This window comes from Nocardiopsis sp. CA-288880 (genome assembly GCF_050955985.1).
Classification (GTDB): domain Bacteria; phylum Actinomycetota; class Actinomycetes; order Streptosporangiales; family Streptosporangiaceae; genus Nocardiopsis; species Nocardiopsis tropica.
The window spans coordinates 1,734,224-1,758,832 of record NZ_CP192105.1 but is presented as its reverse complement, the minus strand read 5'-3'; the positions used below and the strand labels follow the sequence as shown (position 1 = coordinate 1,758,832).

19 protein-coding genes and 5 tRNA genes are annotated in these 24,609 nt (G+C 72.9%); 19 read left to right on the top strand and 5 right to left on the bottom strand.

Annotated features, from left to right (window positions below; all coding sequences use genetic code 11):
- Positions 1 to 6: 6 nt before the first annotated feature.
- A complete protein-coding gene (locus tag ACQPYD_RS07715) occupies positions 7 to 5,493 on the bottom strand; it encodes a carboxyl transferase domain-containing protein (RefSeq protein ID WP_433700374.1) in 5,487 nt (1,828 codons plus the stop codon).
- A gap of 853 nt (positions 5,494 to 6,346) precedes the next feature.
- Between ACQPYD_RS07715 and ACQPYD_RS07710 the strand changes: the two genes are divergently transcribed.
- Together ACQPYD_RS07710 and ACQPYD_RS07705 are read left to right on the top strand one after the other, a co-directional pair.
- Positions 6,347 to 6,988: a hypothetical protein gene (locus tag ACQPYD_RS07710; protein ID WP_433700373.1), complete on the top strand. Its 642-nt coding sequence runs from the start codon at positions 6,347 to 6,349 to the stop codon at positions 6,986 to 6,988.
- A gap of 103 nt (positions 6,989 to 7,091) precedes the next feature.
- A complete protein-coding gene (locus ACQPYD_RS07705; protein WP_267948765.1) occupies positions 7,092 to 7,253 on the top strand; it encodes a hypothetical protein in 162 nt (53 codons plus the stop codon).
- A gap of 123 nt (positions 7,254 to 7,376) precedes the next feature.
- On the opposite strand, the gene thrS is transcribed toward ACQPYD_RS07705, so the two are convergent.
- Positions 7,377 to 9,350: a threonine--tRNA ligase gene (gene thrS, locus ACQPYD_RS07700; protein ID WP_433700372.1), complete on the bottom strand. Its 1,974-nt coding sequence runs from the start codon at positions 9,348 to 9,350 to the stop codon at positions 7,377 to 7,379.
- Positions 9,351 to 9,931: 581 nt separating this feature from the next.
- On the opposite strand from thrS, the gene ACQPYD_RS07695 reads away from it, so the two are divergent.
- On the top strand, positions 9,932 to 10,240 hold the full coding sequence (locus ACQPYD_RS07695; RefSeq protein WP_433700371.1) for a PGPGW domain-containing protein: 309 nt from the start codon (positions 9,932 to 9,934) through the stop codon (positions 10,238 to 10,240).
- A gap of 106 nt (positions 10,241 to 10,346) precedes the next feature.
- On the opposite strand, the gene ACQPYD_RS07690 is transcribed toward ACQPYD_RS07695, so the two are convergent.
- A tRNA-Val gene (locus tag ACQPYD_RS07690) sits at positions 10,347 to 10,420 on the bottom strand.
- A gap of 475 nt (positions 10,421 to 10,895) precedes the next feature.
- Between ACQPYD_RS07690 and ACQPYD_RS07685 the strand changes: the two genes are divergently transcribed.
- On the top strand, positions 10,896 to 11,318 hold the full coding sequence (locus tag ACQPYD_RS07685; RefSeq protein ID WP_433700370.1) for an SsgA family sporulation/cell division regulator: 423 nt from the start codon (positions 10,896 to 10,898) through the stop codon (positions 11,316 to 11,318).
- Between the two features lie 135 nt (positions 11,319 to 11,453).
- Here ACQPYD_RS07685 and ACQPYD_RS07680 read toward each other — a convergent pair whose 3' ends face one another.
- Positions 11,454 to 12,296, bottom strand: a complete 843-nt coding sequence (locus ACQPYD_RS07680) for an aminotransferase class IV (protein ID WP_433700369.1) — start codon at positions 12,294 to 12,296, stop codon at positions 11,454 to 11,456.
- Between the two features lie 382 nt (positions 12,297 to 12,678).
- Between ACQPYD_RS07680 and ACQPYD_RS07675 the strand changes: the two genes are divergently transcribed.
- From ACQPYD_RS07675 to ACQPYD_RS07655, 5 genes are all read left to right on the top strand, one after another.
- Complete coding sequence (locus tag ACQPYD_RS07675) at positions 12,679 to 13,110, top strand: roadblock/LC7 domain-containing protein (RefSeq protein ID WP_267948760.1); 432 nt, start codon at positions 12,679 to 12,681, stop codon at positions 13,108 to 13,110.
- A 172-nt stretch (positions 13,111 to 13,282) separates the two neighbouring features.
- Positions 13,283 to 13,355 (top strand) — tRNA-Gly (locus ACQPYD_RS07670).
- 73 nt (positions 13,356 to 13,428) lie between these two features.
- Positions 13,429 to 13,501, top strand: a tRNA-Gly gene (locus tag ACQPYD_RS07665).
- 48 nt (positions 13,502 to 13,549) lie between these two features.
- Positions 13,550 to 13,621: transfer RNA gene (locus ACQPYD_RS07660), tRNA-Cys, on the top strand.
- Positions 13,622 to 13,651: 30 nt separating this feature from the next.
- Positions 13,652 to 13,725: transfer RNA gene (locus tag ACQPYD_RS07655), tRNA-Val, on the top strand.
- Positions 13,726 to 13,992: 267 nt separating this feature from the next.
- Here the strand turns inward: ACQPYD_RS07655 and ACQPYD_RS07650 are convergent.
- Positions 13,993 to 15,570 carry a BCCT family transporter gene (locus ACQPYD_RS07650; RefSeq protein ID WP_433700368.1) on the bottom strand — a complete coding sequence of 526 codons (1,578 nt, stop codon included), beginning with the start codon at positions 15,568 to 15,570 and terminating at the stop codon, positions 13,993 to 13,995.
- A gap of 234 nt (positions 15,571 to 15,804) precedes the next feature.
- Between ACQPYD_RS07650 and ACQPYD_RS07645 the strand changes: the two genes are divergently transcribed.
- From ACQPYD_RS07645 to ACQPYD_RS07600, 10 genes are all read left to right on the top strand, one after another.
- Positions 15,805 to 16,689, top strand: a complete 885-nt coding sequence (locus ACQPYD_RS07645; protein ID WP_433700367.1) for a TetR family transcriptional regulator C-terminal domain-containing protein — start codon at positions 15,805 to 15,807, stop codon at positions 16,687 to 16,689.
- Between the two features lie 115 nt (positions 16,690 to 16,804).
- Complete coding sequence (locus ACQPYD_RS07640) at positions 16,805 to 17,704, top strand: 3-keto-5-aminohexanoate cleavage protein (RefSeq protein WP_355014749.1); 900 nt, start codon at positions 16,805 to 16,807, stop codon at positions 17,702 to 17,704.
- A 52-nt stretch (positions 17,705 to 17,756) separates the two neighbouring features.
- A complete protein-coding gene (locus ACQPYD_RS07635) occupies positions 17,757 to 18,746 on the top strand; it encodes a 3-hydroxyacyl-CoA dehydrogenase NAD-binding domain-containing protein (RefSeq protein ID WP_433700366.1) in 990 nt (329 codons plus the stop codon).
- Positions 18,743 to 19,195: a thioesterase family protein gene (locus ACQPYD_RS07630; protein WP_433700365.1), complete on the top strand. Its 453-nt coding sequence runs from the start codon at positions 18,743 to 18,745 to the stop codon at positions 19,193 to 19,195. The genes ACQPYD_RS07635 and ACQPYD_RS07630 overlap by 4 nt, the downstream gene beginning before the upstream one ends.
- A 213-nt stretch (positions 19,196 to 19,408) precedes the next feature.
- Positions 19,409 to 20,152: an SDR family oxidoreductase gene (locus ACQPYD_RS07625; RefSeq protein WP_433700364.1), complete on the top strand. Its 744-nt coding sequence runs from the start codon at positions 19,409 to 19,411 to the stop codon at positions 20,150 to 20,152.
- The gene (locus tag ACQPYD_RS07620; protein WP_433700363.1) at positions 20,149 to 20,673 is read left to right on the top strand and encodes a nuclear transport factor 2 family protein; all 525 of its coding nucleotides are present in this window, start codon (positions 20,149 to 20,151) and stop codon (positions 20,671 to 20,673) included. The genes ACQPYD_RS07625 and ACQPYD_RS07620 overlap by 4 nt, the downstream gene beginning before the upstream one ends.
- A 346-nt stretch (positions 20,674 to 21,019) precedes the next feature.
- Positions 21,020 to 21,733, top strand: a complete 714-nt coding sequence (locus ACQPYD_RS07615; RefSeq protein ID WP_433700362.1) for a response regulator — start codon at positions 21,020 to 21,022, stop codon at positions 21,731 to 21,733.
- A 53-nt stretch (positions 21,734 to 21,786) separates the two neighbouring features.
- Positions 21,787 to 22,191: a twin-arginine translocase TatA/TatE family subunit gene (locus tag ACQPYD_RS07610; RefSeq protein WP_433700361.1), complete on the top strand. Its 405-nt coding sequence runs from the start codon at positions 21,787 to 21,789 to the stop codon at positions 22,189 to 22,191.
- 176 nt (positions 22,192 to 22,367) lie between these two features.
- Positions 22,368 to 22,538 (top strand): hypothetical protein, encoded by a 171-nt coding sequence (locus ACQPYD_RS07605; protein WP_267948751.1) that lies wholly within the window; start codon positions 22,368 to 22,370, stop codon positions 22,536 to 22,538.
- Between the two features lie 365 nt (positions 22,539 to 22,903).
- Complete coding sequence (locus ACQPYD_RS07600) at positions 22,904 to 24,607, top strand: ABC-F family ATP-binding cassette domain-containing protein (RefSeq protein WP_433700360.1); 1,704 nt, start codon at positions 22,904 to 22,906, stop codon at positions 24,605 to 24,607.
- Positions 24,608 to 24,609 lie beyond the last annotated feature (2 nt).

Below are 24,609 nucleotides of genomic sequence, written 5' to 3'. Positions count from 1 at the left end.
GGGACGTCAGCGCTTCATGCCGTGCTCGATGGCCTCGATGATCCTCGGCCGCAGTTCGGCGGCGCTGATGATCGCGTCCACCGAGCCGACCTCGACGGCGCGCTGGATGCTGTGCACCGCGTCGAACTCCGCGGCGACCTCACCGAGCTTCTCCGCCCTGACCGCGGACTGCACCTCGGCCAGACGGGCGCTCAGCGCCGCCCGCTCGGCGGCGTCGGCCGCCGAGACCCGGGCGTGCAGCTCCGTCACCCTCGGGTCGTTCGCCGTCCGCTTGTTCACCTCGCCGGAGAACACCACGGCCGCCGCGGGGGCGCCGCCGAGCACGGAGGCGTAGGAGCCCTCCAGCGCCAGCACCGTCATGTTCGGGTTGAGCGCCTTGGAGAACACCACGAACGCGCCGCCGTGGTAGCGGGAGATCACGCAGAACACGATGGGCCCGTCGAAGTTCACGATCGCCCGGCCGATCTCCGCCCCGTACTCCAGCTGGAGGTTGCGCATCGACTCCGGGGAACCGTCGAACCCGGACAGGTTGGCCAGCACGACCAGCGGCCGGTTGCCGGAGGCCGCGTTGATCGCCCGCGCGGTCTTCTTCGACGACCGCGGGAACAGCGTGCCCGCGGTGTAGGTGTCCGGCCCGTCGGTGGGCGGGAAGCCGCGCCGTGCCACCGACCGCGACTCGATGCCGATCAGGCAGACCGGCCAGCCGCCGATGTGCACGTCCTGGACCGCCGACGTGTCGGCGTCGGCCATCCCCGCCCAGCGCTCCAGCGTCAGGTGGTCCTGGTCGGAGAGGGCGCGCATCACCGTGCGGATGTCGAACGGCTTCTTGCGGTCCGGGTTGTGCTCGACGGAGAAGATCTGGCCGACCGTGGTGAAGTCGCTGCCGTCGATCTCGTGCGGGAAGTCCGAGACGTCGCGGTCGACCGGGTCGACCGTGTCCGCCTTGCGCGGCGCCCCCTCCCCCGGGACCACGTAGGTGTGGTCGTAGTGCGCCATCAGCACGTCCCGGGCGGCCGGCAGGTTGGGCGCCCAGTACTGGGCCTGGCCGTTCGGCCCCATCACGCGGTCGTAGCCGCCGATGCCGAAGTTGTCCTCGGCCGACACGCCGCCGGAGAAGTCCAGCGACTGCTTGCCGGTGAGCACCATCGCCGAGTCCGGCGTCATCACGAGGATGCCCTTGGTGTGCATGAGCATCGTCGCCTCGGCGTTCCAGTACGGCTGCGCGCCGACGTTGATGCCCGCGACCACGATGTTGATCTCGCCGCCGTCCTGGGTGTAGGTGACGATCCGCTTCAGAGCGGCCGCGACCCAGTCCATGTTCTCGGTTCCCGAGGACATCGAGATGCGCGCGCCCGCGGAGAGGGCGAACCACTCCAGGGGGACCCGCATCCGCTCGGCCAGGTCGATCGCGGCGACGACCCGCCTGCACTCCGGCTCCGACAGCGCGCCCAGCGCCTTGGTGGGGTCCCCGAGCAGCACGACGCGGGTGACGCCCTCGGGGTGCCGCGCGGTGGGCGTCGTGACGACGCCCGCGACGATCGCCGCGGTGTTCCCGCCCCTGGGCCGGTCCACCGGCGCGAGGACGCCGTGCTCGTCGAGGTCGTGCTCGACGAAGCGGCCCTCCGGGCCGGCGAGCAGGCCGGTCAGCTCGTACGGGTAGGTGGTGCCGCGGCGGGCCGCGCGCAGCACCTTCTGGCGGTAGTCGTCCAGCGGCGGCACCGGTTCGGTCGAGGGCTTGTCGACGTGCATGCGCGCGCCGTGGCCCGGGTCGAGGGTGATCCGCACGGCGACCTCGGTCAGCTCGCCCTCGGCGGTGCGCTGGCGGGCGACGAACTGGACCTCCTCCAGTCCGGCCCCCTCCGTGGTGGGCAGGATGCGCTGGACCAGCGTGTCGAGCTCCTCGGGGGTCAGCTCGGTCGCCGGCCAGACGTACATCATGATCCGGTTGGTGTCGAAGCGCCGGTTCTGCGGCCCCTGCGCCCGGATGTTGCGGATCGCGTCCAGGCAGCCCGCGATCGTGTCCTCCACCACGGGCAGTGCGACGAGGCGGCCGTCGGCGTCGCGCAGCGGCGTCAGGTCGCGGACCTGCCCCATCGCGATGAGGCGCTCGTCGGCCGGGTTGCCGCGCGCCACGGCCTTGAAGAGGTAGATCTCCTCGTCGGCCGACGGCAGGCGCGTGAGGTCGAACTCGCGCAGCCGCTGCAGCTGGAGGCGGCGGGCGATCTGCGGGTGCAGCCCGCGGATCAGCCGGTCCTCGGTGAGGCCGTCGTCGCCGGGCCGGAAGGTGAAGTGGTGGTGCATCACCGCGCCGCTGGTGCCCGCGACGGTGGTGGTGATCCGGCGGACGCCCTCGGGGAGCGGGTGCTCGGTGAGGATCCGTCCGAGCCGCACCGCCATCTCGTCGGCGTCCGGCTGGCCGTCCCACGTGACGTAGAGGTCGGCGACCAGGCCGCGCCCGGCGGCGTCGTCGGCGAACCCGCCGACCGCCCCGACCGCGTCGGGCAGGGAGGCGATGTCGACAGCGGTGGTCACCAGGCGCGTCGCCCCTTCGTGGCCGGTGTGGTCGGCGGTGACGAACCGGCAGCCCGCGGCCTCCCGGACGGCGACGTCGGACAGCCCCCGGTTGCCGTAGTAGCGGCGGGTCAGGACCTCCAGCAGCGGCGCGTGGTCGCGGCCGGGCCGCCCGATCCGCTGGCCGATCAGCCTGACCAGCGGTTCGGCGCTGGCCACCATGGTCTGGATCCGCTCCGCGCGGTCCGGCGCGTCCGGGTTGCGGTCCAGGTAGCGCAGACCGTCGCGCACGGAGGCGTAGACCTCGGCGCGGTTGCGGCGCAGCAGCGGCTGGGCGAACCAGCGGAACACCACGCCGCGGGCGAGGTCGGACACCGCGGGGAAGCGCACCTGCGTGGCCTCGACGAGGTGTTCCAGGGCGCGTCCGGCCCGCTCCCCCAGCGACTCCAGGGGCAGTGGCCCGGCCAGCCAGCGGCGCAGCAGCTCCGACACGACCGCGACGTCGGTCGGCATCCGGTGGAGCGCCAGGCAGATCCGGAAGACCGCGGCCTCCAGCTCGGGCGTGCGGTCGAGGTCGGTGATGCCGTAGTGGGCGAGGACCGTGCGGAGCTTGGTCCGGAAGCTCTCGGGGAGCCCGGCCCGCTCGACGTCCAGGCTCTGGAGGTAGCTGTGGAAGAACTCGCGCGGGCTGTGCACGGGGCTGCGCGGCTCGGTCTCGGTGTCGCCGGCCGGCTTGTTGCGGCTCAGCTCGGACAGGTCGGCGAACACCGTGATCAGGTCCAGCTCGCCCTCGACCGGCCGCCCGCCCAGCTCGGCCCGCGCGGCCAGGTAGTCCGACAGCACGCGCCGGCGGTCGTGGGGGTCCACGTCGAAGCCGAGCAGCAGGCTGCGCAGGTCCTGGAGTCCGCGCTCGACCCGCTCGGCCGCGGACACCGCCTCGGGCTCCGCGGGGAGCTCGATCTCGGCGGTCTCGGCGGTGGCCGCGGCGCCCTCCTCCGCCCCCTCGTCCGCGAGGGGCTCCAGGCGCATCAGCGGGGCGCCGGACTCGACCTGGCTGCCCACCGCCACCGGGCACTCGCGCACCCGGGCACGGAACGGCGCGCGCAGCACCGTCTCCATCTTCATGCTCTCCAGCACCAGGATGGGCGCGCCCGACTCGACCTCGTCACCGACGGCCAAGGGCGTCGACACGACCAGCGCGGGCGCGGGCGAGCGCACGACGCCGCCCTCGTCGCGGCTGATCCGGTGGGTGACCCCGTCGACCTCCACCAGGTGGATCGGCCCGTGGGTGGCCGTCACCAGCCGGAAGCGGCGGCCGTTGACGACGATGCGGCCGCTGTGCTCGTCGAAGCGTTCGACCTCGACGTCCGCCGGGTGCACGTCGCCGCCGCCGGAGACCCCGACGCGGAAGCGCCTCTGTCCGACGCGGGCGACGGCGACGCGGTAGCCCACTCCGCGGAGCTTGAGGTCCAGCGGGCGGCCGCTCTCGTGCTGCACCTGCGGACGGCCGCCGTGGGCGCTGGACAGCAGCCGCCGGCGGCTGACGTCCTCCTCGTCCTGGTAGGCCTCGATCGCGGCGGCCGCCAGGGCGACGGCGGCGTGCCGGTGGCTGGTCAGGCGGCCCTCGGCGCGCACCCTGTCGATCCAGCCGGTGTCGGCGCTGGCGTCGATCACCTCGGGCTGGTCGAGCAGGTCGACGACGAAGCCCTTGTTGGTCGCGCCGCCGTCGATGATGACGGTGGTCTCGGCCATCGCGCGGCGCAGGCGGGCCAGCGCCTGCTCGCGGTCGCGGCCGTAGGCGATGATCTTCGCGATCATCGAGTCGAAGTCGGCCGGGATGGTGTCGCCCTCGCTGACACCGGTGTCGACGCGGATGCCGGGCCCCGCGGGCAGGATCAGGCGGGCGATGCGGCCGGGGGCGGGGGCGAAGTCGCGGTCGGGGTCCTCGGCGTTGAGGCGGGCCTCGACGGCGTGCCCGGTCTCGGAGGGCTGGACGCCGTCCAGCCGCTCCCCGCTCGCCACCTGCAGCTGCAGCCGGACCAGGTCGGTGCCGGTGGTGATCTCGGTGATCGGGTGCTCGACCTGGAGCCGGGTGTTGACCTCCAGGAACGCGAACAGCTTCTCGCCCGGGTGGTAGAGGAACTCCACGGTGCAGGCGCCCCGGTAGCCGACGGCCACGGCGAGGCGTTCGGCGGAGGCCTTGAGCTCCGTGGTCTGCTCCGGGCCCAGGACGGGGGAGGCGGACTCCTCGATGACCTTCTGGTTGCGCCGCTGCACCGAGCAGTCGCGGACGCCCAGGGCCCACGCGGTGCCCTGGCCGTCGGCGATGACCTGGACCTCGACGTGCCGGGCGCCGGTGACCAGGCGCTCCAGGAAGACGACGCCGGAGCCGAAGGCGCGCAGCGCCTCCTGGCTGGTGCGCTCGTAGGCCTCGGCCAGGTCCTCGCCCGAGGCGACCATGCGGATGCCCCGCCCGCCGCCGCCCGCGGTCGCCTTGAGCATCAGCGGGTAGCCGATCTCGTCCCCGGCGCGCAGGGCGTCCTCCAGCGTCGCGACCTCGCCGCGGCTCCAGGGGGCGACGGGGACGCCGACCTCCTCGGCGATGAGCTTGGCGCCGATCTTGTCACCGAGCCTGCGCATCGCCTCCGCGCTCGGACCGACGAAGGTGACGCCGATCTTCTCGCACAGCTCCGCGAAGGCCGGATCCTCGGCGACGAAGCCCCAGCCGACCCAGGCGGCGTCGGCCCCGGTCTCGACCAGGGCCCGCTCCAGGACGGCGTGGTCGAGGTAGGGGCGCGCCGAGGCCGGGCCCAGCGAGTGGGCGATGTCCGCCTCGCGGACGAAGGTCGCGTTGCGGTCGGCGTCGGTGTAGAGGGCGACCGTCTCGATCCGCGTCCCGATCTCCGCGGAAAGATCCCGAACTGCGTGGATGAGGCGCATCGCGGCCTCTCCACGGTTGACGATGGCGACACGACTGAACACCGGTTGAGCCTCCCAAGTACCCACGCACAGAAGGCGACCTCCAAAGCCCGGAGCGTCGCCTCCACCTATCTATACCTTGCTCGATCGCCACCGGGTACAGCAATGTCCCGAATCGCCCATGGCGGATCTGCTGTGTTGTGGGAACCCCACAAAAAGTGCCCGTGGTCCCCCTGCCCGACCCCGGTTCCATGCGAGGTGTGCCACAAAACGGGCGCGCGTCCGCGACGGCACGGCGGGAGTGTCGCACGAGGGCGCCCGGGCCGGGACGGCGGCGCCGGCTCCCCGCGGCGCGACCGCCGGGGGCCCGCCGCCGGGGACCGGCGCGGCTCGGGTCCGCGCCGGGGCCGCCCCGGAGCCGCGGGGACCGGCGCGGCCCCGTCCCCTCCGGACTCCGCGCGCCCGGCGGACCGTGCCGCTCCCCGGGGAACGGCGTTTCGGGCCGCGCTTCACGGACGGCCCCCGTGACCGGTTCCGGACAATTCTCACCCTGAGTGCCTATTGAATCACCTGCAGTTCTGGCGAATGTGGAGAAAGCGCGTCGGCCGAGACCCGGGAATGTCCGCGGACGCGGCGGCCGCGGGCTTTCGCGCAGGTCGCGGCCGGTGCCTCGCATGTGCTTTCGGCGGCGCTCCGCATGTTTCGGGAGGGTATGGGGACAGCTCCACGGGTACGTGAACTCCGCGGTTCACCGGGGGACGACGCCAAGGGGTGACAAGTAACAGCAATGAGCACAGAATGGACCCGTACGGCCAGAGCGGGTCCCTTGTTTTCCGGGCCCGGAAGGCCCGGCCCGCCGCGGCGGGCCCCTCGGGTCCTCGGCCGCCCCACGTTCCCCAGCCGGAGGAGACACCGGATGGAAGGCGCCCTGCCTGTGATCGCTCTGGTCGTCGTCGTGGTGTCGGCCGGCGCGATCGCGGTCGCCGCGCACTTTCGCAAGGAACGCGTCGCGGAGCTCCGCGGCTGGGCCCGCGAGCACGGGTGGGCCTACGCCGAGCACCAGCCGGCCCCGCTGGGCGAAGCGGTCCTGCCGCGTTCCACCAACGGCCCCCACCCGCGCGTCCAGCACGTCCTCTCCGGGCGCCGCGGCCGGCACCCGGTCGTCATCTTCGAGCACACCCACAAGCCGAGGCACGGCGCGGCCGGGGGCCGCCAGGCCTACCGGATCGTCGCGGTCCGCACCCCCGGCCCCAACGCCGAGCTGGAGATCCGCCGCAGGGACCGCCTCACGCCGTCCGACGACGCCTTCGACAGAGCCTTCCACGCCGTCGGCGACGCCGGGTTCGCCCGGGCCGTCCTCGACCGCGCCATGACCGCGTGGCTGCTCTCGGATCCGCGGTCGCGGTCGCTGCCGGTACGCTTCAGCGGCGACTACGTCCTCACCTGGGCCGCCATGCGCCTGGACCCCGACCGGTCCCTCACCGCCGCCGACTACCTGATCGACATGGTGGAGCGCATCCCCGCGGAGGCGTGGAAGCGGCACACCGCGGGCCCCTGACCGGGGTCACGGCTCCCTGCACCCGAACCCGGGCAGGCGGACTCCCCCGCAGGAGACGGATAAGATCCGCTGTGCCACGAAGCAATTAGGAGTAGCAACCCTCATGAGCGACCCCAACTCGACGCACCGCATCTCGCGCGCGGACCTCTTCCGCGACGACGAGGAGGAGCAGAACGCCCCGGACCCCAACGCGACCGCGCGCATCTCCCGCGCGGACCTCTTCCGCGACGACGACGAGTCCACGGCGCCGCGAGAGCAGCGCTGACCCCGTCGCCGCGGCCGCGGCGACGGGTGGAACGGGGAAGCGCCCGCCCGGAGGACCGGGTGGGCGCTCTGCCGTGCGCGTCCGGCGCCGTCCGGGGCCTCTCCCCGGCGGCGCGACGGCGCCCTACCTGCGCTCGCGGACGGCGGCGACGATCTCGGCCACGGCCTCGTCGACCGGCACGCCGTTGTTCTGCGAGCCGTCCCGGAAGCGGAAGGACACCGCGCCCTTGCTGATGTCCTCGTCGCCGGCCAGCAGCATGAAGGGCACCTTCTGTTTCTGGGCGTTGCGGATCTTCTTCTGCATGCGGTCGTCCCCGGCGTCCACCTCGACGCGGATGCCCTCGGCGCGCAGCTTGGCCGCGACCTCCTGGAGGTAGGGCACGTGCTCGTCCGCGATGGGGATGCCCACCGCCTGCACCGGGGCCAGCCAGGCGGGGAAGGCGCCGGCGTAGTGCTCCAGCAGGACGGCGAAGAAGCGCTCGATGGAGCCGAACAGGGCGCGGTGGATCATCACCGGCCGCCGGCGGGAGCCGTCCGGGGCGGTGTACTCCAGGTCGAAGCGCTCGGGCAGGTTGAAGTCCAGCTGGATCGTGGACATCTGCCAGGTGCGGCCGATGGCGTCCTTGGCCTGGACCGAGATCTTGGGGCCGTAGAAGGCGGCGCCCCCCGGGTCCATGACCAGTTCGAGCCCCTGCTTCTCGGCGGCCTCGCGCAGGGTGGCGGTGGCCGTGTCCCAGACCGCGTCGTCCCCGATGTACTTCTCCGGGTCCTTGGTGGACAGCTCCAGGTAGAAGTCGTCCAGGCCGTAGTCGCGCAGCAGCTCCAGCACGAAGGTCAGCAGCGAGTCGAGCTCGTCCGCCATCTGCTCCTCGGTGCAGTAGATGTGGGCGTCGTCCTGGGTGAAGCCCCGGGCCCGGGTCAGGCCGTGCACCACGCCCGACTTCTCGTACCGGTACACGGTGCCGAACTCGAACAGGCGCAGCGGCAGCTCCCGGTAGGAGCGCCCGCGCGCGTCGAAGATCAGGTTGTGCATCGGGCAGTTCATCGGCTTCAGGTAGTAGTCCTGGCCGCCGTCGAGCTTCATGGGGGGGTACATGCCGTCCGCGTACCAGTCCAGGTGCCCCGACTTCTCGAACAGGGTGCTCTTGGTGGCGTGCGGGGAGTAGACGAACTCGTAGCCGCTCTCCTCGTGCCGCTTGCGCGAGTAGTCCTCCATCACCCGGCGGATGATGCCGCCCCGGGGGTGGAAGACCGCGAGGCCGGAGCCGATCTCGTCCGGGATGGAGAACAGGTCCAGCTCGGCGCCGAGCTTGCGGTGGTCCCGCTTCTCGGCCTCCTCCAGGAAGGTCAGGTAGTCCTTGAGGGCTTCCTTGGTCTCCCAGGCGGTGCCGTAGACGCGCTGGAGCTGCGGGTTGGTCTCCTTGCCGCGCCAGTAGGCGGCGGCGGTGCGCATGAGCTTGAACGCGGGGACGGCCCTGGTGGTGGGCAGGTGCGGCCCGCGGCACAGGTCCTTCCAGCACTGCTCGCCGGTGCGCGGGTGGACGTTGTCGTAGATGGTGAGCTCGCCGGCCCCCACCTCGACCCCGGCGCCCTCGGCGGCCTCGGTGGCGCCGCCCTTGAGGCCGATCAGCTCCAGCTTGTAGGGCTCGGTGGCCAGCTCGGCCCGCGCGCCCTCCTCGGTGACGACGCGGCGGTCGAAGCGCTGCCCCTGCTTGATGATCTGCTGCATCTTCTTCTCGATGCTCTTGAGATCGGCGGGGGTGAACGGCTCGGCGACGTCGAAGTCGTAGTAGAAGCCGTTCTCGACGGGCGGGCCGATGCCCAGCCGGGCCTCCGGGAAGAGCTCCTGGACCGCCTGCGCGAGGATGTGCGCGGTGGAGTGGCGCAGGATCGCCCTGCCCTCGTCGGAGTCGATCGCGATCGGCTCGACGACGTCGCCCTCGTGCAGCTCCCGGTCCAGGTCGCGCGGCTCGCCGTTGACGAGCGCCGCGACGACGGTCCTGCCGTCGGCCTCCAGTGCCTGCCCCGCCGTAGTGGTGGCCGCCACCGCACGCGGGGTTCCGGCGAGGGTGATGTGCAGCTCAGGCGCGGCGGACACGGTGACTCCTAAGGACGTGGATGGCGGTCTGACGCGTACCGACCGCCCCGTGGGGCGGCCAGGCGTTTCCCCCCCGATGCTATCGGCTCCGGCGTGGCTCCGCCCCGGCCGTCCACAGGTCCGACGGCGTGCGCCCGGGGCCCGCGCGCCCTCTTCCGGGGCCGCCCGCGCGGCCCCGGGAGCGCACCCCGGAGCGGTTCCGCCCCCGGTGATTCGGTCGGGGAATTCGGCCGTGTCCGCCCAGGCCGACCGGTGCCACCACATCCCGGCGGAACGGTGACAGAAGGGAACCCTCTCCCCCTGGGAAGACGTTCTGTCAAAGAACGTCACCTTTCAGGAAGCTGTCCACAGCCACACCAAAGACCATTGATCCGGGGTTCGAGATCGGTGAGAATCAGCAGACATCCGACCACCGGCCACCGCGGACCCGAATACACCCAGTCTCTGCGACCGAATACTGTGAGCGCATGTCACCGAGCCCACCGACCGGCCCACCGGCCCCGGAGACATCCCCCTCCCGCCGTGCCCACGCGAGGCGGTGGCGACGGCTGCGGGCCAGGCTCCGCCTCTTCCGCAGACGTATGCACACCCACCCGGCGCTGCACCTGCCCTGGCGCATCCTCGTCGGCACGGTCGGCACGCTGGTGATCCTCGCCGGGCTCCTGATGATGGTGATCCCCGGCCCGGGGCTGGCGTCGGTCATCCTGGGGCTGGTCGTCTTCAGCACCGAGTTCCGGTGGGCCCAGAGGCTCGTGCGCCCCGCGCGCGTGTGGTTCCTGCGCGCCGAACAGCTGGGGATGCGCCTCAGGGACGAGGCCTTCCGCCGCTTCCGGGAGCGGCGGGACCGGAGGCGGCGGCGCGCGCTGCCCTGCACCCCGCCGCACGAATAGGCGCGGGCCCCCGCCGGGCGCGGGCCCTTGCCCCGCCCGTGATGCGGACACGACGAAAAGAGGGAGGGCCGGATCCGCTTCACGCGGATCCGGCCCTCCCCTGCTGTGGGCGATACTGGACTCGAACCAGTGACCTCGTCGGTGTGAACGACGCGCTCTAGCCAACTGAGCTAATCGCCCTGAACTGCTGCGCTGCCCGCCCTCTCGGCCGGACAAGAAAAACTTTAGCGCATGTTCGGGGGTGCTCGACGCACACGGCCTGCCCGACGCACCCACCAACCTGTGACAGAGGTCACACGTTACTACCGGCGGGTTCGTGGGAGTGTCTTCTGTCGGTGGTGATTCCCGCCCTGAGAAGGAGTTCCCGCCCCCGTGGCCCCGTCGAGTACCGCCGCGACATTACCTCCGCGTGACGCGGACCACCCGACATGGGGAAATCTTTGGTTTCTCCTGGTCATTACAGTGACGAAGGATCGTGGAGCCGCGTTGCGGCGAGCTGGGCCCGCTGGGCGGGCAGCGAGACCTCCGGTCCCATCCGACCAAGAAAGTCTCCGTACTCACGTCATGTTCCGCGGGAAGCCGCGTTGGAGCGGGTGAGACGGCAACCGACCCGCGCCGCAACGAGCAGGGCCGGACGAGAAAAGGTTTGGCGAACATGAACAGTAGCGACACCACTGCCACCGCCGAGCTGGGCCTGCGGCTCGTGGTTCCCGAACGCACCTCGGTTCCGCTGGTCGCGCGGCTGGACTACAGCTCGGACGACCCCTACGCGATCCGGGTCGCGTTCCACACCGGCGAGGACAACCCCGTCGAGTGGATCTTCGCGCGCGAACTCCTCACCGTCGGCATCGTGCGCCCCGTGGGCGAGGGCGACGTGCGCGTGTGGCCCTCCAAGGACGAGAGCGGCGAGCGCAGCGTGAGCATCGCGCTCTCCTCGCCCTTCGGCCAGGCGGAGTTCGACACCCAGGTCTCCCCGCTGGCGGAGTTCCTGCACAGGACCTACGAGATCGTGCCCGCGGGCCAGGAGGCCCAGTTCGTGGACCTCGACGGGGAGATCCAGCAGCACCTCCACTCCTGAGGCCCCGTACGGGACCCGGGAACCCCTGACACGACGGAGGGGCGGCGCGCCGTGCGCCGCCCCTCCGTCGTGCCGGAGCCCCGCCTCAGGGGGCGCAGGGCCCGCCGCGCCGCCCCCGGTCCGGCCCGCCGCCCGTCACGGGTCGAGGTCGGCGGCGGAGCGCTCCGCGAACACCGCCGCGGCCTCGGCCGTCACCGGGCCCACCCCGGCGGAGACCCGCCTGCCGTCGATGTGCAGGATCGGCTGGACGTCGCGCCCCGTGGAGGTCAGGAACGCCTCGGAGACGTCCGGCAGGCGCTCCATGGGCACGTCGGCCTCCTCCCCGCCGAACCACTCCAGGACCAGCTCCCGGGTGATGCCCGCCAGCGGTCCCGCCGACAGGGGCGGGGTGACCAGGACCCCGTCGAGCACCACGAAGACGTTGCTGCCGGTGCCCTCGCACAGGTTCCCGCTCACGTTGCGGAAGACCGCCTCGCTCGCGCCCCTCTCCTTGGCGTGGGCCAGGGCCCGCACGTTGTCCGCGTAGGAGGTGGTCTTGAGGCCCGCCAGGGCGCCGAACTCGTTGCGCGGCCAGGGGGCCAGCGCCACGTCCGTGTGCGGCGGGATCCCCGGGAAGGGACCCAGCGCCACGATGACGGTCTGCTCGCCCGGCGAGCGGTCCGAGCCCAGCGGCCCCGCGCCGTCGGTCACGGTGATGCGCACACGGGCGTCGGCCAGCTCGGGGTTGGCGGCCACGGCCAGGCCGACGCCGTCGGCGATCAGCTCCAGGTCCGGCTCGGCCATCCCCAGGCCGGAGGCGGAGCGGGCCAGCCTCCGCAGGTGGCGGGTGAGCGCGAACGGGCGGCCGTTCCGGGACCGGACCGTCTCGAACACCCCGTCCCCCACGGTGATCCCGTGGTCGAGCGCGGGGATGCGCGCCTCGCTCTCGTCGACGACGGCGCCGCGGCCGTACCCGGCACCCGCGATCCACACCCTCATTCCAACCCCCAAGTTCTCAAGTGCCCAGGTCGGGCCGGTGTCTTCCCGATACTCCCACCCCGGAGGGCCCCCGAACCCCGGAACCTCCCTACCCGCCGCCCCTCCGGATTGGCAAGGGAAGTGACCGGCACCGGCCTCCGGTCCGGTCCCGGACCCGCCCGAACCCGCCCATCGCGACTGGTCACACGCCTCGGTTCGGAGCGCGGCCCACCCGGTACCCACCGTGTCGGCCGGACAGATAAGTTACGAATGACTATCATCTGGGCAACGCTTATGCGGGACCGGTCGCAGCTGATCAGAACTCTCCCTCCCGGCCGATCCCGCCGCACCCCCAGTGCGCGTGTCCCGGCACGCCCCGACAACCGACAGAGCAAAGAGAGACATGACCCCACCGAGCACCGCCCGCGGAGAACTCAGCTGGCTGCTGGACGACCTCCTCACGCGCGCCTCCGGAACACAGCACGCCATCGTCCTGTCCACCGACGGACTCCTCATGGCCACCTCCAGCGGCCTGGACCGCCCCGCCGCCGAGCACCTGTCGGCCATCGCCTCGGGGCTGCACAGCCTCGCGGGCGGTGCGAGCAAGCAGTTCTCCGCCGGCGACATCCGCCAGAGCATCATCGAGATGGACCGCGCCTTCCTCTTCGTCGCCGCGGCGGGCGAGGGCGCGTGCATGGCGCTGATGTCCGACTCCGACAGCGACGTGGGCCTGATCGCCTACGAGATGAACAAGGTCATCGAGCGGGTCGGCCAGTACCTGTCCGCGCCTCCCCGCCCCGACATGCCCTCCACGCCCGCACACGTGGAGAACTGACTCCTGCCGCCGCGGCAGGTCGTCCGCAGGGCCTGCCACGGCAGGGCGCGGGCGCGTTCCCGCGTGCGCCCCGCCGAATCCGATTTCGCGCTTGGCCGGGAATCCGCTAGAGTTCTTAACGCAGCGAGGGGGACGCACGAGGGAGACCTCGGGGGTCGCCACCACTCGCCGCGCGGACGTGGCTCAGCTGGTAGAGCATCACCTTGCCAAGGTGAGGGTCGCGGGTTCGAATCCCGTCGTCCGCTCGCGAACGGTTCGGCTCCACCATTTCCGGATGGTGGAGCGGTACCGGTGCCGGGTCGTCAGCCCGGCGCACATGCGGACGTGGCTCAGCTGGTAGAGCATCACCTTGCCAAGGTGAGGGTCGCGGGTTCGAATCCCGTCGTCCGCTCGGAGAGGCCCGCATGGGTGTCACTCGACGTTCCCCATGTCGTTTCCTGGCGGAGTGGCCGAGTGGTTGAGGCAAGGGACTGCAAATCCCTGCACACGGGTTCGATTCCCGTCTCCGCCTCGCAGTGCGCAGTACCTCATCCCCCGATGAGGGCGATTAGCTCAGTTGGTTAGAGCGCTACCTCGACACGGTAGAGGTCACAGGTTCGAGTCCTGTATCGCCCACCGGCATCACCCAAGGCCAGAGCTTCGGCTCTGGCCTTCGGCGTTTCCAGGACCCGTACCCCCGGGACCGTTCCGGGAGGCCGTCTCCGGGGCCCGTCCGCCCGGAGGGCGCCGGGCCGACGACGCGGCCCCCTCCCCTCGGGGTCGGCGACCACGCGCAGGAGGCCGGACGGGGACGCGGGGGCGCGTGCCGTCCCCGGCACGGGGGCGCGGACGGCGGGGCCCGCCGGTACCGCGTGCCGGGGAGGAAGCGGTGCGCGCCGGCGCTCAGGCGCCGGTGTGCCCCCCGGGCCCCGGTTCGCCGTCCCGGGCGGGGCCGGAGACCCCGGAGCGGTAGCGGTCGTGCTCCCGGAGCCAGCGCACGAGGGAGGCGGCGACCAGGCTCAGGACGACGATCAGCGGGAAGGCGGTCACGACCGACAGGGTCTGCAACGCGTCGGTTCCGCCCGCGGACATCACCGAGACCGACACCGCCGCGAGGACGAGGGCCCAGAGCACGCGGTTGGGCCGTGAGGGCTCGACCTCGTTCGGCAGGTCGCGGGAGGTGGCCGCTCCCATGGTGTAGGACGCCGAGTCCAGGGTCGTGGCCAGGAAGACCAGCAACAGCAGCAGGAACAGCGGGGTGATGGCCCAGCTGAGCGGGAACGCCTCCAGCGTGGCGAAGATGGCGGACACCGCGCCCTCGGTCTCCAGCGTTTCGACGACCGGGGCCTCCCCCCGCAGCTCGAACGCCATGCCGGAGTTGCCGAGCAGCGCGAACGACAGCCAGCAGCCCAGGCTTCCGAAGCCGCACATGCCGACGATGATCTGCCTGACGGTGCGGCCCTTGGAGATCTTGGCGCAGAACATGCCGACGAAGGGCCCGTAGGAGATCCACCAGCCCCAGTAGAAGACGGTCCAGACCTCCTCGAAGCCCGAGCCGCCGACGGGGTCGGTGTAGGTGCTCATCCGCACGATGTTCTGGGCGAGCAGGCCGACGCTGTTGGTGAAGGTGTCGATGACGAAGACCGTCGGGCCCACCGCCAGGACCAGGGCGCCCAGGGCGGCGGCCAGGTAGAGGTTGAGGTTGGCGAGGCGCTTCAGGCCGCGGTGCAGGCCCAGGGCGACGCTCCCGGCGAACAGCAGGGTCCACAGGCCGATGACGACGGTGTTGAGCGTGGCGCCCGGCTCGACCCCCAGCATGCGGGAGGCGCCCTCCGCGACGGTGGGCACGGCCAGGGCCAGCGAGGTCCCCGCCGCGCCGATCATCCCGAGGATGAAGAAGACGTCGATCACCCGCCCCGGCCAGCCGTCGACGCGGTCGCCGAGCACGCCGCGGCACGCCTCGCTCAGGCGCAGGCGGCGGACCCTGCGTACGTGGTAGGCGTAGGCGAGGGCGAGGGTGGGGACGCAGAAGACCGCCCAGGCGGTGGGGCCCCAGTGGAAGAGGGGGTAGGTCGCCGACCACTCGGCGGCCTCGGTGCCGTGCGGCTCGAGCTGGTACGGGGGAGCCCCGTGGTAGTGCGCCCACTCGATGATCCCCCAGTACATGAGGCCGCCGCCGATCGCGGCGGTGAAGATCATCGCGAGCCAGGTGGGGGTGGAGAACTCGGGACGGTCGTCGGGGTCGCCCATCCTGATGCGGCCGTACCTGCTGAGGACCAGCCAGACGAGCAGTACCGCGAGCCCGGCGACGAACCACATGTAGGCCCAGCCCAGGTCGGACTGGAGCCGGGACAGGACGGCGCCGAGCAGGCGTTCACCCGTCCTCGGCGCGATCACGAACGGCGCGCTGAAGCCGATCACCATGATCAGCGCGGGCCAGAAGACTTTGTTGTCGATGTTCCATCGGATGACTCGGGTCACCTCCGGGTTCGAGGGCGCGGACCATCCAGTTACTACTGTGTTGCGTTTGACTAATCAACCAGTCGGTTATCGCATCGTTGCACTTCACCTCGCCCTCCGATCGCCGTCGGATCACGGAAAGCACATGGCAGTAAGAGCTTCATGGGTTCTTCGCTGTCAAGCCGACGCTTCTACAACGAAGTGGCAACCATGCATGCGTTGCGAAAATCGCTACATCGCTGTTACGTTCTCCCCGTGAGCGACAACGTGGCCGACGACGTGCGCGGCAGGGCCCGCGAGGCGATCCGCCGATCCGGCCTCTCCCAGCGGCAGTTCGCGGCCAGACTCGGCATCGACCCCACCAAACTCTCCAAGTCCCTGACCGGCGCCCGGCGTTTCACCGCCCTGGAACTGGCGGGCATCGCCGACGAGACCGGGGTGACGGTCAACTGGCTGCTCAACGGCCGGGACGACGCCGAGACCGTCTCCGCGGCGCCGCGCGACTCGTCGGCGGTGAGGCCGCCGCCCGCGAGCCTGGCCGACCACCCGGGGGCCGCCCGGGAGCACAACCGCAAGCTCCAGATCATCGAGGCCGCCTGGACCCTCATCGCCGAGCACGGGTACCACTCGGTCCGCGTCGCCCAGGTGGCCCGGGCCTGCGGGACGTCCAGCGCCACCGTCCACTACCACTTCCCCACCCTGGAACACCTCCTCGTGGAGGCGCTGCGCCACTCGGTGAAGCAGGCGTTCGACCGCCAGGTCGCGGGGCTGCACACCGTCGGCGACCCGTACGAGCGCCTCCTCCGGCTCATCGAGCTCCAGCTCCCCGGTTCGGACCGGCTGCGGCTGGAGTGGTCGATCTGGCTCCAGGTCTGGACGGCCGCTGCGCTGGACCCCGAGATGCGGGAGCTGCACGCCGCCTCCTACCGGCGCTGGCACGAGACCATCGCCCGCACCCTCCGGGAGGGGAAGGAGAGCGGGGTCTTCGGGGATTTCGACGTCGAGGAGATGACCCGGCGCCTCACCGCCCTCATCGACGGCCTGGGGATCCAGGTCATGACCGGGATGCCCGGGCGATCCGTCGAGCACATGCGCGACACCCTGCGGTCGGTCATCGACCGCGACGTCCTGGGGCACTGAGCCCTCCGGCGCCCCGCCCCTTCGGACCGCACGGCCCGGCCGCGCCCCTCGCGGTGCCCGACGGCCCGCCCGGTCCGAGCCCGAGAAGCCGCACCCACAGAGACGGAGCACCGCCGTGAGCGACACCATGAACCACAAGCCCATCCTGACCTGCGCCCTCACCGGCGCGGGGGACACCGTCGGCCGGAGCGAGCACGTCCCCGTGACGCCCGCGCAGATCGCCGCCGCCGCGGTCGAGGCGGCCGGAGCCGGCGCCAGCGCGGTGCACATCCACGTCCGCGACCCCGAGACGGGCGCCCCCTCGCGGGACGGCGCCCTCTACCGGGAGGTCGTCGACCGCATCCGCCAGACCGGCACCGACATCGTCATCAACCTCACCGCGGGGATGGGAGGCGACCTGGTGATCGGGCAGGAGGACCCCCTCCGGTTCGAGGAGGGCACCGACCTCGTCAACGGGCTGGACCGCCTGCCGCACGTGGAGGAGCTGCTGCCCGACATCTGCACCCTGGACTGCGGCAGCCTGAACTTCGGCGACGGCAGTCATGTCTACATCTCCACCCCGGACATGCTGCGCGCGGGCGCCAGGCGCATCCAGGAGCTCGGGGTCCGCCCCGAGCTGGAGATCTTCGACACCGGCCAGCTGTGGTTCGCCAGGACCATGCACGCGGAGGGCCTGATCGACGACCCGACGATGTTCCAGCTGTGCACCGGCATCCCCTACGGCGCGCCGTCGGACCCGGGCGTCCTCCTGTCGATGGTGAACATGCTCCCGGCGGGCGCGCAGTGGGCGAGCTTCTCCATCGGCCGCAAGCAGATGCCGTGGGTGGCGCAGTCGGTGCTGCTCGGCGGGCACGCCCGGGTGGGCCTGGAGGACAACCTCTACCTCAGCCGCGGGGTGAAGGCCACCAACGGCCAGCTCACCGAGAAGGCCGTCGGCATCATCGAGCAGCTCGGCGCCCGGGTGGCCACACCGGACGAGACCCGCGCCATGCTCGGACTCCGCGGCGCGGCCTGACCCGCGTCCGACGACGAACGCCACCGCACAACGCCACCACATGAGGAGCACGATGACGGAGAACGCGAGAACCGCCCCCGGGGCCGTGCGCACGGTCGCCTGCGTCGGAGCGGGTGTCATCGGGGGCGGCTGGGTCGCCCACTTCCTGGGCCGCGGCTACCGGGTGGTCGCCTGGGACCCCGCCCCGGACGCCGGGAGGAGGCTGCGCGGGCTGGTCGCCTCGGCCTGGCCCGCCCTGGAGAGCCTGGGCCTGGCGGAGGGGGCCTCCACGGCGAACCTGCGGGTCGCCGACACGCTGGCCGACGCCGTCTCCGGGGCGGACTTCGTCCAGGAGAGCGCACCGGAGCGCCTCGACCTGAAGATCGACCTGCTGGCCGAGATCGACGCCGCCACCCCCGAGGGCGTGGTCATCGCCTCGTCCACCTCCGGCTACAGCATGAGCGAGATGCAGGTGGGGGCGCGCACGCCGGAACGGCTCGTGGTCGGCCACCCGTTCAACCCGCCCTACCTCGTCCCCCTGGTCGAGGTCGTCGGCGGTGCGCGGAGCGAGCGGTGGGCCGTCGACTGGGCCTCGGACTTCTACCGCGCCGCGGGCAAGTCGGTGATCACCATGGAGCAGGAGCTCCCGGGGTTCATCGGCAACCGGATCCAGGAGGCCGCCTGGCGCGAGGCCCTGCACATGGTCGCCGAGGGAGAGGCGACCGTGGAGCAGATCGACCTGGCGATGACCAGCGGCCCCGGGCTGCGCTGGGCCTTCTTCGGCCCCTGCCTGACCTTCCACCTCGCCGGGGGAGAGGGCGGCATGGCGCACATGCTCGACCACTTCGGCCCGTCCCTGAAGTCCCCGTGGACCCGCCTGGAGGCGCCCGAGCTCACCGCCGAACTGCGGGACCGCATGGTGGCGGGCACCGACGAGGTCGTGGCCGGGCGCTCCACCGCCGAGCTGATCGCCCAGCGCGACCGCCGCCTGATCGCGGTGGCCCGGGCGCTCGAGGAGGTCGAACGCGCGGAGGCCGCCGAGCGGGCGGGGGGACAGGCGTGAGCGCGACCCTCGTCCGGCGGCTCCGCCCCGAGTGGATCGACTACAACGGCCACCTCAGCGAGGCCTACTACGTCCTGCTCTTCGGGTTCGCGACGGACGCGCTGATGGACCGGGTCGGCCTGGACGCCGCCTACCGGGAGCGGACCGGCTGTTCGCTGTACACGGTCGAGGCGCACGTGCGGTACCTGCACGAAGTCGCCGCCGACGCCGAGGTCGAGATCCGCACCCGGGTGGTCGGCCCCGGTCCGGACGGCCCCGCCGCCAAGAAGGCGCGGCTCTGCCACGAGATGCGGGTCGGCGGTGTGCTGGCGGCGACCGAGGAGCTCATGGCGCTCCACGTGGACCGGGGCCCGGGCCGGGCGGTGCCCTTCCCCGAGGACGTCGCGGCGGGCCTCGCGGCCCTCGCCGAGCCGGCTCCCGACTACGCGGGCCGCGCCGTCGGCCGGTAGCGCTCCCCCGGCCCGCGTCCGTCAGCAGGGGCGTCGCGGGCCGGGGAGGCCCGTGCCGGGGTGTGCCGCACCCAGGACCGCCCGGTCCGGGCAGAGCGCGTCCTGGCCGGGCCGGCCCGGAAGGTGGACGGTGGATCACGACGGCGCCGCCCCGGCCCGCGAGGCCGGGGCGGCGCCCGTATCCGACCGACCCCCGAGAGAGGGCACACCCGTATGAACCACGCCACGCCTGTCCCCAAGAGTGTTCTGATCACCGGCGCGAGCAGCGGCATCGGCGAGGCGACCGCACGGCGCCTCGCGGCCGACGGCCACCGCGTCTTCCTGGGCGCCCGGCGCACCGACCGCCTCACCCGCCTGGTGGACGAGCTGACGGGGGGCGGCGCGACCGCCGCCTGCCGGCGCCTCGACGTGACCGACGCGGGCTCGGTGGACGCCTTCGTCACCGCGGCGCGGGACGCCTTCGGCCGGGTCGACGTCCTCGTCAACAATGCCGGGGTGATGCCGCTCTCCCCCTTGTCGGCCGGCCTCACCGACGAGTGGGAGCGGATGGTCGACGTGAACGTGCGGGGCGTGCTGCACGGCATCGGCGCCGCACTGCCGGTGATGCGGGCGCAGGGCTCCGGGCACGTGGTGAACGTGGCGTCCGTGGGGGCGTACGAGGTCTCCCCGACCGCGGCCGTCTACTGCGCGAGCAAGTTCGCCGTGCGGGCCCTGACGGAGGGGCTGCGCCAGGAGTCCGGCGGGGCGGTGCGGGTCACGCTCGTCTCGCCCGGTGTGACCGAGTCCGAGCTGGCCGACGGCATCACCGACCCCGAGGCCCGGGAGGCGATGCGGACCTACCGCGCGGTGGCCCTGCCCGCGGCGGCGGTCGCGGACGCCATCGCCTACGCGGTGTCCGCCGCACCCGGCGTCGACGTCAACGAGATCGTGCTGCGCCCGGTCGGGAGCGCGCAGTGAGCCCGGCGCGGGACGGTGTACGGCCCGGTCCCGCGGACGCGGCCGGAACGGTGCGGCGCCTCGGCCTCCTGGAGGACCGCCTGCGCGTCCTGGAGGACCTCGCGGTCAAGGAGTCCCTGCGCGAACTGCTGGTGCGGGGGTGGCGCGCCCTCGACGCGCAGGATTGGGACGCCTGGATCGCCTGCTGGGCGGAGGACGCGGTCCTGGAGTTCGGACCGTGGGAGGCGGTGCGCGGCCGGGAGGAGATCCTGCGCACGGTGCGGGACGCGGAGGAGGCGTACGCGCACATGCAGCACCACCTGCTGAACACGGCGTTCGAGGTGGCGGGCGACCGGGCGACGGGGATCGGCTACATGTGGTTCGTGGCGGTCGGCGGAGAGGCGGACCCGGGCGGGCCGTTCCAGATGGGCGGGCCCTACGACTGGGACTTCGTGCGGACGGACGCGGGGTGGCTGGTGGCGCGGCAGCGGCTCGGGGTGTGGTGGCGGGCCGGGGAGGACCCGGTGGGCAGGCTGTCCTGAACGCGCCCGCGGGGCCGGGCCGGGCCTCCGCCGGCCCGGCGGGTCCGCCCGCCGGGCGCCGCCGACCCTCCTCCGGCGCCGGGGCGCTGCTGCCATGACGGTGCCCCGGCGGCGCGGGCCGCCGCGCCCCGCGCCCGCGAACGTCAGGAAGGCGTCAGGATCCCGGCCCGAACCCGCATGGAAACCGTGAGGACCCGCCCCCGCGCCCCAGGAATCCCCTTCGATGGTTCCGGCGGACCGGACGCGCCGGCCGCGCCGAGCGCCGGCCCCTCCCCCTCGGCACCGGCGGGGACCGCCGGACGCGGGCCCGGCCCCGGCGGCGGGGTCCCGGAACGGAAGGGGGAGGATGGAGCGGATTCCAGGGGTCCTGGTGGTCGACGACGACCTCACCGTCCGGAGGACGCTCGGCATGAACCTCCGCGCGCGGGGGTACGCGCCCCTCTACGCGGCGACCGGGGAGCAGGCGCTGGCCCTGGCCTCCGAACACCGCCCCGACGCGGTCCTCCTCGACCTGTGCCTGCCGTCCCTGGGCGGGTTGGGCGTCCTGCGGAGCCTGCGGGTGTGGAGCGAGGCCCCCGTCCTGGTGGTGTCGGGCGACGACGCGGCCGCGACCAAGGTGGAGGCGCTGGACGCGGGCGCGGACGACTACGTCACCAAGCCCTTCTCCATGGGCGAGCTCTTCGCCCGCCTGCGCTCGGTCATGCGGCGGCGGGCGGCGCCGGACCCGCCCCCTCCCCCGCTCGTCACCGCGGACTTCACCATCGACTTCCGGGCCGAGCGCGTCACGCGGCAGGGGCGGCCCGTGCCCCTGACGCCCCGGCAGTGGCGCATCGTCGAGGTGCTGGCGGCCGAGCCCGGCGCCCTGGTCGGGCGGGACAGGCTGCTGCGTGAGGTGTGGGGGCCCGGGTACGGTACCGAACACCACTACCTGCGCGTGTTCATGTCCCACATCAGGAGGCGGCTGGAACCGGATCCGCGACGGCCACGCTACTTCGTCACCGAGACGGGGGCGGGGTTCCGCTTCCTGCCGGGCGAACCGCCCGGCGGGGACCGGCGGTGAACCCGGGCCGCCCGCCCCGGGCACGTGATCCCCGCGAGGAAAGGAACGACGACATGGGTATCGGCGCACGCGAGATCATGATCCTGCTGGTGATCGCGCTCCTGCTGTTCGGCGCGAGCAGGCTGCCCGCGCTGGCGCGGTCGCTCGGGCGCAGCGCACGGATCCTCAAGGCCGAGGCCAAGGGGCTCAGCGACGAGAACGACCGCCCCGACGGGGAGGCGGCGGCTCCGCCCGACCCCCGGGCCGGGCACGAGCAGGGGCAGCCGCCGGCGGAGCGGACCGGGCACGTCCCGCCCCACGCGCCCTCCCCGGGGTACGACCGGCCCGAGCCGCACGACCCCGGCCGGCACCCGTACCACCAGGCACGGCCTGTCCCCCGGGCCTCCCTGGAGGGACCGGCGCACCGCCCCGGGGACGGGGAGGAGTTCCCGCAGGAGCGGCCCGCCACCGACCGCTGATCCGCGGCCGGCCCCGGCTACGCACGAATAGCGGGGCCGGGGCCGGGGTCGGCGCGGAACCGCGACGGCACGGAGCACCCGCGTCGGCGGCGGCCACGCGCCCCGTGGTTACCGCCGCGGCACACGGGTAGACGGGTAGCTCCCGGGAACACACCCACCACCCCCTCGGAGGCCCCGTGTTCGCCACCGCCGCCGCGGTCCTGTTCGGACTCGCCCTGCTCCTCGAACTCCTCGGGACGGGCATCCAGGACCTCGTCACCACGAGAACCCTCGCCCTCGCCGGCCTGCTGTGCCTCGCACTGCACGTGGCGGGCTACGGCTCCGGCTGGGGGCGCCGCCGCCGGTGACCCCGCCGGTCCGCCGGGGCGGACGGCCCCCGCCCCGGCGCCCGCCGGACCTGCGCACACGCCACGGGAAAACACGGTTTACTCCGGGGCGGACCATCCCCTAAAGTGGCGCACGTCCTGTTGTCGACGACAGAGGTGGACGTTGCGCATCTGAGGTTCGCGATCACCACGCGGTACGGCCCGGCCCGTACACCGGTCACACCCCGACTGGCTTCCACGCCGTCGGTGACCCCGCGTGCTTGCGACCTCGGCGCAGGACGTCCCCGATGCTCCCGGGACCCTTCCCGTCTCCTCAGACGCGGCCGCCGCGTGGTGCTCGCCCACGAAGCCACCCATTCACAGCGCTTGCGACCGCGAGGAACACCATGCCGAGTACGCCCGCCACCGGCGTCTCCCTGACCTGCTCCGCCCTCTCCTTCCGATGGGCGGACGGCACACCCGTCTTCGACGGGCTCTCACTCTCCGTCGGCCGGGGCCGCACCGGGCTCGTCGGGGCCAACGGCGCCGGCAAGTCCACCCTGCTGCGGCTGCTCGCCGGCCGGCTGAGCCCGGCCGGGGGCTCGGTGTCCGCGGGCGGCAGCCTGGCCTACCTTCCGCAGGACGTCACCCTGGACACGTCGCTGCGCGTCGACCAGGCCCTGGGCGTCGCCGAGCGGCGCGCCGCGCTGCGCGCCATCGAGGCCGGGGACGTGGACGAGGCGCACTTCGACGCGGTCGGCGACGACTGGGACGTCGAGGAGCGGGCCCTGGCCACCCTGGGCTCGCTCGGCCTGGGCCACGTCGAGCTGGACCGCACCGTGGAGCAGATGTCCGGCGGGGAGACCGTCCTGCTGCGCCTGGCCGCCCTGCTGCTGGAGCGCCCCGACATCCTCCTCCTGGACGAGCCCACCAACAACCTCGACGTGTTCGCCCGCCGCAGGCTGTACGAGGCCGTCGACGACTGGCGCTCCGGGGTGCTGGTCGTGGTGAGCCACGACCGGGAGCTGCTGGAGCGCGTGGACCGCGTCGCCGAGCTGCGGGCGGGCTCGGTCACCTGGTACGGGGGCAACCTGTCCGCGTACGAGGAGGCGCTGGCCGCCCAGCAGGAGGCGGCGGAGCGGACCCTGCGGGCCGCCGACGCGGACGTGCGCAGGCAGAGGCGCGAGCTGGAGGAGACCCGGATGAAACTGGCCCGCCGCCAGCGCAACGGCAAGCGCCTGGACGCCCGGGGCGGCATCCCCAAGATCATCGCGGGAGGTCTCAAGAGGTCCGCGCAGGAGTCCGCGGGCAAGCTGCGCGGCGTGCACGAGGAGCGCCTCGACGAGGCGCGCGAGCGTCGGGAGGAGGCGGCGGACGCGGTCCGCGACGACGCGGAGATCAGGGTGGACCTCCCGCACACCGCCGTGCCCGGGAGCCGCGTGGTCCTGCGGGCCCGGGGGCTGTCCCTGCCGTACGGGAGCCTGCGGGAGGGGGACCTGGAGCTGCGCGGCCCCGAGCGCGTCGCGCTGATCGGACGCAACGGGGCGGGGAAGACCACGCTGCTGCGCACGCTCTCCGGCCTGCTGGAGCCCTCCTCCGGCGAGGCCGAGGCGTTCGTGCCCCTGCGGTTCCTGCCGCAGCGCCTGGACGTGCTCGACGAGGAGCTGAGCGTGGTGGAGAACGTGTCGCGCATGGCGCCGGGGGTCACCGACCAGCACATCCGGTCCCAGCTCGCGCGGTTCCTGTTCAAGGGCAAGCGCGCCGAGCAGCCCGCGGGCACCCTCTCGGGAGGGGAGCGCTTCCGCGCCGCCCTCGCCGCGACGATGCTCGCCGCGCCCGCCCCGCAGCTGGTCATGCTGGACGAGCCGACCAACAACCTCGACATGGCCAGCGTGCGGCAGCTCTCGGGAGCGCTCGAGTCCTACGAGGGCGCGCTCGTGGTCGCCAGCCACAACCTGCCGTTCCTGGAGTCGATCGGCATCACCCGCTGGCTGCTCCTAGACGAGGAGCTGCGGGAGACCACCGCCGAGGGGGTGCGCGGGGCACTGGCCGGGGAGGAGTGGTCCCGGCCGGTCAGCGGGTCGCGTTCCGATCCGGTGTCCGGTGAGTAGCG

Coding starts and splice junctions, on each gene's coding strand:
- ACQPYD_RS07710 (WP_433700373.1), top strand. CDS start 6,347: ATGGAAGGCGCCCTGCCTGTGATCGCTCTGGTCGTCGTCGTGGTGTCG.
- ACQPYD_RS07705 (WP_267948765.1), top strand. CDS start 7,092: ATGAGCGACCCCAACTCGACGCACCGCATCTCGCGCGCGGACCTCTTC.
- ACQPYD_RS07695 (WP_433700371.1), top strand. CDS start 9,932: ATGCACACCCACCCGGCGCTGCACCTGCCCTGGCGCATCCTCGTCGGC.
- ACQPYD_RS07685 (WP_433700370.1), top strand. CDS start 10,896: ATGAACAGTAGCGACACCACTGCCACCGCCGAGCTGGGCCTGCGGCTC.
- ACQPYD_RS07680 (WP_433700369.1), bottom strand. CDS start 12,296: ATGAGGGTGTGGATCGCGGGTGCCGGGTACGGCCGCGGCGCCGTCGTC.
- ACQPYD_RS07675 (WP_267948760.1), top strand. CDS start 12,679: ATGACCCCACCGAGCACCGCCCGCGGAGAACTCAGCTGGCTGCTGGAC.
- ACQPYD_RS07635 (WP_433700366.1), top strand. CDS start 17,757: ATGACGGAGAACGCGAGAACCGCCCCCGGGGCCGTGCGCACGGTCGCC.
- ACQPYD_RS07625 (WP_433700364.1), top strand. CDS start 19,409: ATGAACCACGCCACGCCTGTCCCCAAGAGTGTTCTGATCACCGGCGCG.
- ACQPYD_RS07615 (WP_433700362.1), top strand. CDS start 21,020: ATGGAGCGGATTCCAGGGGTCCTGGTGGTCGACGACGACCTCACCGTC.
- ACQPYD_RS07610 (WP_433700361.1), top strand. CDS start 21,787: ATGGGTATCGGCGCACGCGAGATCATGATCCTGCTGGTGATCGCGCTC.
- ACQPYD_RS07600 (WP_433700360.1), top strand. CDS start 22,904: ATGCCGAGTACGCCCGCCACCGGCGTCTCCCTGACCTGCTCCGCCCTC.